This window comes from Mesorhizobium sp. M7A.F.Ca.MR.176.00.0.0 (assembly GCF_004023165.1).
In the GTDB taxonomy this organism is placed as follows: Bacteria; Pseudomonadota; Alphaproteobacteria; order Rhizobiales; family Rhizobiaceae; genus Mesorhizobium.
This window is the reverse complement of record NZ_RZTC01000197.1, coordinates 1-4,588: the sequence shown is the minus strand read 5'-3', so window position 1 is coordinate 4,588 and position 4,588 is coordinate 1. Positions and strand designations below refer to the sequence as shown.

Genomic DNA, 4,588 nt, shown 5'->3' with positions numbered 1-4,588 from the left:
AGCAAAGTTTTGCAGGAACAGCGTGGCAGCTTAGGATGAGCACCCGATGATGGGCACCAGAGGAACAACCAACCCGAGTCCGCGCTCGGCGCCTTTGCTCCAGGACAAGGCCGCGCGAACAATGATGGGAGCTCTGGGCGCAGTTGCTTCCGCGCCGCGCGGACGCTTGCTTCAATCAGCCCTCACCTGGGCGACCAGGTCTCGGACCGCCCGATCGAGTGGCCGGGCTGCGAAGACAGCTTCGTGGCGTCGTCCGGCTCCGCGTCCAGACAGGTCGAGGCGCGCCTGCCGTCCCAGTTTTCCGGGCACGCCGGATGAGGGTTCTCGTCACCGGCGCGTCGGGTCTGATCGGAACTTCGCTTTGCGCGCGCCTAGCCGCCGATGGATATGAAATCGTTCGCGTGCTGCATCGTGCCGGCACCGCGTCCTTCACAGGCTTGCCGCCTGTCTTGCTCGACATGGCAAGAGCGCTGCGGACGCAGGACTGGAGCCCGCATCTGAAAGGCATCGATGCGGTCGTCAACTGCGCCGGCGTGCTGCAGGACAGCACGCAAGAAAGCACTGGCGGTGTGCATGCGGGCGGCGCATCGGCCCTCTTTGCCGCCTGTGAGCAAGCAGGCGTGAGAAAAGTCATTCACTTCTCGGCAATCGGGGTCGATCGACTGCAGCCGTCCGCCTTCTCGGCCAGCAAGCTGGCTGGCGACCAGGCGTTGATGGCGCGCGATTTGGACTGGGTCATCCTGCGCCCTTCGGTCGTGCTAGGCAGGCCGGCGTTCGGCGCCAGTGCGCTGTTTCGCGGACTGGCCGCATTGCCACTGTTGCCGGTGATGCCCAGCACGGGTCGGCTCCAGGTCGTACAGTTGGACGACTTGATCGCCACTGTCCTGCATTTTCTCCGGCCCGATAGCGCATCGCGCCTTGCACTTGACCTTGCCGGACCTGATGCGCTGCCGATGACCAAGGTGGTCGGCCTCTACCGCCGCTGGCTCGGGTCGAGACCGGCTGGAGAGTTCACCTTGCCCGGTAGCGTTGCGGCCAGCCTGTACCGGATCGGCGATGCGACGGCTCTGCTCGGCTGGCGCCCGCCGATGCGCAGCAATGCGGCCAAGGAAATCGTGCGGGGCGCTGTCGGCGACCCGCACCCGTGGATCGCAGCGACAGGCATCCAACCATCCAGCCTCGAAGCGGCGCTAAAGCTCAATCCCGCGACGGTGCAGGAGCGATGGTTCGCCCGTCTCTATTTCGTCAAGCCGGCGATCTTTACTGTCCTGCCCTTCTTCTGGATCATGACCGGCATCATTTCCCTGACCACTGGCTGGCGCCGCGGGGTCGACTTGCTGGTAGGCACTGCCATCGGTCCGCTGGCGGAACCGGCGGTCATCGCCGGAGCGCTGGCCGACATGGCGGTCGGCGCGTTGATCGCCTGGCGACCGACCAGTCGGCTGGGTCTGTTCGGGGCGATCGCGGTGGCTCTTTTCTATGCGATCGCGGGGACCATGCTGCGGCCAGAACTGTGGAACGAGCCGCTCGGCCCGTTCCTGAAGATCTTGCCGATCCTGGTTCTGCATTTTGTCGCGCTGGCGGTCCTGGAGGAACGCTGATGATCTACTTCATGCTCAAGTTCCTGCATGTCGTCGGCGCAGCGGTGCTGCTGGGCACCGGCGCCGGCATCGCCTTCTTCATGCTGCTCGCCCATCGGACCGCAGATTCCGCAACCATCGCGGCGGTCGCACGCATCGTCGTGATCGCCGATTTCATGTTCACTGCAACCGCCGTCATCGCCCAACCTGTCACCGGTGCATTCCTCGCCTGGCATTCCGGCTATTCGCTGACCGAGGGGTGGATTGTGCTTTCGATCCTGCTCTACCTCATCACCGGCCTGTTCTGGCTTCCAGTCGTGTGGATGCAGATCGAGATGCGCAATCTCGCCCTGCAGGGCGCGGCAGCGAAGCAACCTCCACCACAGCGCTATAATACCTTGTTTCGGCTCTGGTTCGCGTTCGGCTTTCCTGCTTTCGGGGCTGTGCTCGCCATCTTCTGGCTGATGATTTCGCGGCCGTCGATCGATTGGTTCGCCTTGTAGCACCGGACTTCGTCTCCCTCGTCACGGTCTGCAACGTTGCGCCTAGCAAGTTGGGCGGCGATGGACGCCAGCCGCAGACTGCCTCGTTCCGTTCTTGCATTCGGGTGGCAATGGTTGCACAGGTCCCCGCTCATCGCCCGAGCACCTCTGTGGCGCTTCATGAGGCGGTTCGGCGGGTTGGTGTCGGGAGAAATCGGAATCTTTTGTAGGCTCTCAGCCTGCGGGCACGCGGCGAACCGGCTCCGCGCAAGTACCCCTGCCCTGCCCTGCCAACACGACAAACCGCAGGCTACCCTGATCGATGATGTCAGCGCGCAGCTGGCGAGAGCGCGTCGCTGCTGCCTCCGTCTTTTGGTGGACGAGGCATACAGGTGACCTTGTCGATCATTCGGAGCACCGCCTGCGGGTCACTGTGGTGAGCCATGTGCCCGGAATTCGGGATTATTTCCATCAGTGATCCATAAATTTCGGCATGCAAGCGTTCCGCTTCACGCCGAGCGTCGAACAGCCTGTCCCCTGCTCCAGCGACGATTCCGGTCGGCACGTCGATGTCCCGATAGCAAGGCTTCGTGAACAGCGCCGCGCCGAGCATCAGGGCTGTCTCCACACAGACTGAGCGCAACTGAGAGGGGCGGCTGGCGACCTCCTTTGTGCTCACCGAAAAAACGTTCGAGATCGGCCCAGGCCGGAATATCTTTCGCATGGCCGACGGCCAGCCGAGCCTTACTGCGAGCGGCAGCAAGGTGTGACGGAATGCCGAGCCCATCAGCGGTACGGCCGGTAGTGCTGCAAGAGCGAGATCCAGCCTCGGTGAGGGATAGTAATATCCAGAGACGAGGACCAGGCCGGCGACCGAGGGAGCGTGCCTGCGGGCCATCTCCAGCGCGATCCAAGCGCCCCAGGAATGTCCGAGCACGAGGTATTTGTGAATGCCTAGTTTGGCGGCGGCCTCGTGGAAGAGATCGGCCTGCTCGCACGCCGACCATCGCTTTCGAGCCGGCCGCGAGCTTCCGCCGAAGCCTGGCCGGTCGAAGGCGAGGACCCGATGCTTGGCACTCGCCAGGTCGAGCACGCCGCTGATCGCAAAATCCTCCGCAACCGAGCCATTGCCATGCAACAGGAGCAAAGGAGGCCCGCTGCCTTTCTCAAGGATGCTCAAGTCCACCCCATCGATCCTCGGAGTGCGTCCCATCGAACGGGGAGCCAAGGCCTTCCTGGCGCGTGCGTTATTGTATGCCGCCAGCGACAGGGCGGCAGCCGCAAACAGTGTGGCGAGTTTTATCCGGTTCGAAAACATACTGACTCCTGCGCTGGGTCTGCACGGTGGCCCACCGTTGAGCGCACGTCGCGGTTGCGCATCGGCATCGGCGTCGCCAACTCGTTTAGCCAGTCCCGCCGTATCTTTGCCATCCGGGTGTCAAAGCCTCACGGAACCCCGACCGGGCGTCGCATCGCGAGATCGAAGGCATCACCGGAGCTCAGCACGTGAACCCTCAAATCATGGATGGAAAGGGCGGCATCAGGTTCACCTTCCGCGATGTTGGAATGCGTGACGCCGGCTGCATCGACCAGATAGACAGCGCCGCTGAGATCATCGATGCCAACCCAGGGAAAACCTGGATCCCGGGTTGCTGCAGTTCAATTCGCATGCCCACCGACAAGAGCATGCCGATGACCCCCGCTATGAAGGCGAAGATCAGGTAGAGGGTTCCGATATCCTTGTGGTTTGTCGAAAACAGCCAGCGGGTGATGCCCCGCGGCTTGTGGTCGTCGCGGCTGCTCGGAGCCGCCGCCGAATATTCACTCATGAGCGTTCTCCGCTTCAGCCATCCGCCAACAGGGCATCCGAACCATGATGTCAGTTGATTGTTCCCTCCCCAGAACGCCCGACGCGAGGGAACATACGGCAGAAGCCGAGGTTCGGGTCGGGCGCGGCCTATCCCTGCGCGGTTGAAGGATCGACATTCCATGCTGGCAGTCATTGCTGGGACTTTGGTTCTGACGACAGTGGTCGGCGGGCTGATTACGGCCTTCTGGATCGAGGCCCGTCATGATCTCCACGACCCGACGGCGGACAGGGCGATGCACCTGGAGCTGCTAACCAGACTTGGCTCTCCGGCTTCGGCGGAGTCGTCGTGATATGGACACCATCACCGCGAAACTCGATCCAAGAACGCGAGTCGGCTGGCTTCTGCTCGGCTTCGCGCTGGGCGGTTTCTTCGACCGCATCGTCCTGCACCAGATTCTGCAATGGCATCATCTTCTCTCGGGCCTCGCCGACCCGGCGGGTTCCGACCTGCGCTTCCAGATCATAGCCGACGGCCTCTTCCACTTGTTCATGTACGTGTTCGCCGTTGCCGGCACGGTGCTACTGGTGGCGGCGAGGGCAGCAGGCGGGCGGGCCGGAACGACGACCGAGATCCTTCGGCTAGCCTTCACCGGGTTCGGCCTCTGGCATCTGGTGGACGCCATTGTGTTCCATTGGCTGCTCGGCGTGCATCGGAT

General features: G+C 63.1%; 5 protein-coding genes and 1 pseudogene. 4 read left to right on the top strand and 2 right to left on the bottom strand.

All coding sequences use genetic code 11. The features are described from left to right. Nucleotides 1-314: 314 nt before the first annotated feature. Both EOB59_RS33315 and EOB59_RS33310 read left to right on the top strand, forming a co-directional pair. On the top strand, nt 315-1,601 hold the full coding sequence (locus tag EOB59_RS33315; RefSeq protein ID WP_128290204.1) for an SDR family oxidoreductase: 1,287 nt from the start codon (nt 315-317) through the stop codon (nt 1,599-1,601). Further along, nucleotides 1,601-2,083 (top strand): DUF2269 family protein, encoded by a 483-nt coding sequence (locus EOB59_RS33310; RefSeq protein ID WP_128290203.1) that lies wholly within the window; start codon nt 1,601-1,603, stop codon nt 2,081-2,083. The genes EOB59_RS33315 and EOB59_RS33310 overlap by 1 nt, the downstream gene beginning before the upstream one ends. Nucleotides 2,084-2,390: 307 nt before the next feature. Here EOB59_RS33310 and EOB59_RS33305 read toward each other — a convergent pair whose 3' ends face one another. Together EOB59_RS33305 and EOB59_RS33295 are read right to left on the bottom strand one after the other, a co-directional pair. After that, entirely contained in the window at nt 2,391-3,380 is a 990-nt protein-coding gene (locus EOB59_RS33305; RefSeq protein WP_128290202.1) for an alpha/beta hydrolase, read from the bottom strand. A gap of 292 nt (nt 3,381-3,672) precedes the next feature. Continuing rightward, a pseudogene (locus EOB59_RS33295) lies at nt 3,673-3,891 on the bottom strand (cytochrome c oxidase subunit I); the annotation flags it as partial. A gap of 160 nt (nt 3,892-4,051) precedes the next feature. Between EOB59_RS33295 and EOB59_RS33290 the strand changes: the two are divergent. Together EOB59_RS33290 and EOB59_RS33285 are read left to right on the top strand one after the other, a co-directional pair. Continuing rightward, nucleotides 4,052-4,222: a hypothetical protein gene (locus EOB59_RS33290; RefSeq protein WP_127321693.1), complete on the top strand. Its 171-nt coding sequence runs from the start codon at nt 4,052-4,054 to the stop codon at nt 4,220-4,222. Between the two features lies 1 nt (nt 4,223). Then, nucleotides 4,224-4,588, top strand: a 365-nt coding sequence (locus EOB59_RS33285; protein ID WP_128290201.1) for a DUF2243 domain-containing protein, incomplete at its 3' end; no start/stop codon positions are given.

What these genes read in the sequence shown, in the direction of transcription:
- EOB59_RS33305 (WP_128290202.1), bottom strand. Translation starts at nt 3,380, where the DNA reads ATGTTTTCGAACCGGATAAAACTCGCCACACTGTTTGCGGCTGCCGCC.
- EOB59_RS33310 (WP_128290203.1), top strand. Translation starts at nt 1,601, where the DNA reads ATGATCTACTTCATGCTCAAGTTCCTGCATGTCGTCGGCGCAGCGGTG.
- EOB59_RS33290 (WP_127321693.1), top strand. Translation starts at nt 4,052, where the DNA reads ATGCTGGCAGTCATTGCTGGGACTTTGGTTCTGACGACAGTGGTCGGC.
- EOB59_RS33315 (WP_128290204.1), top strand. Translation starts at nt 315, where the DNA reads ATGAGGGTTCTCGTCACCGGCGCGTCGGGTCTGATCGGAACTTCGCTT.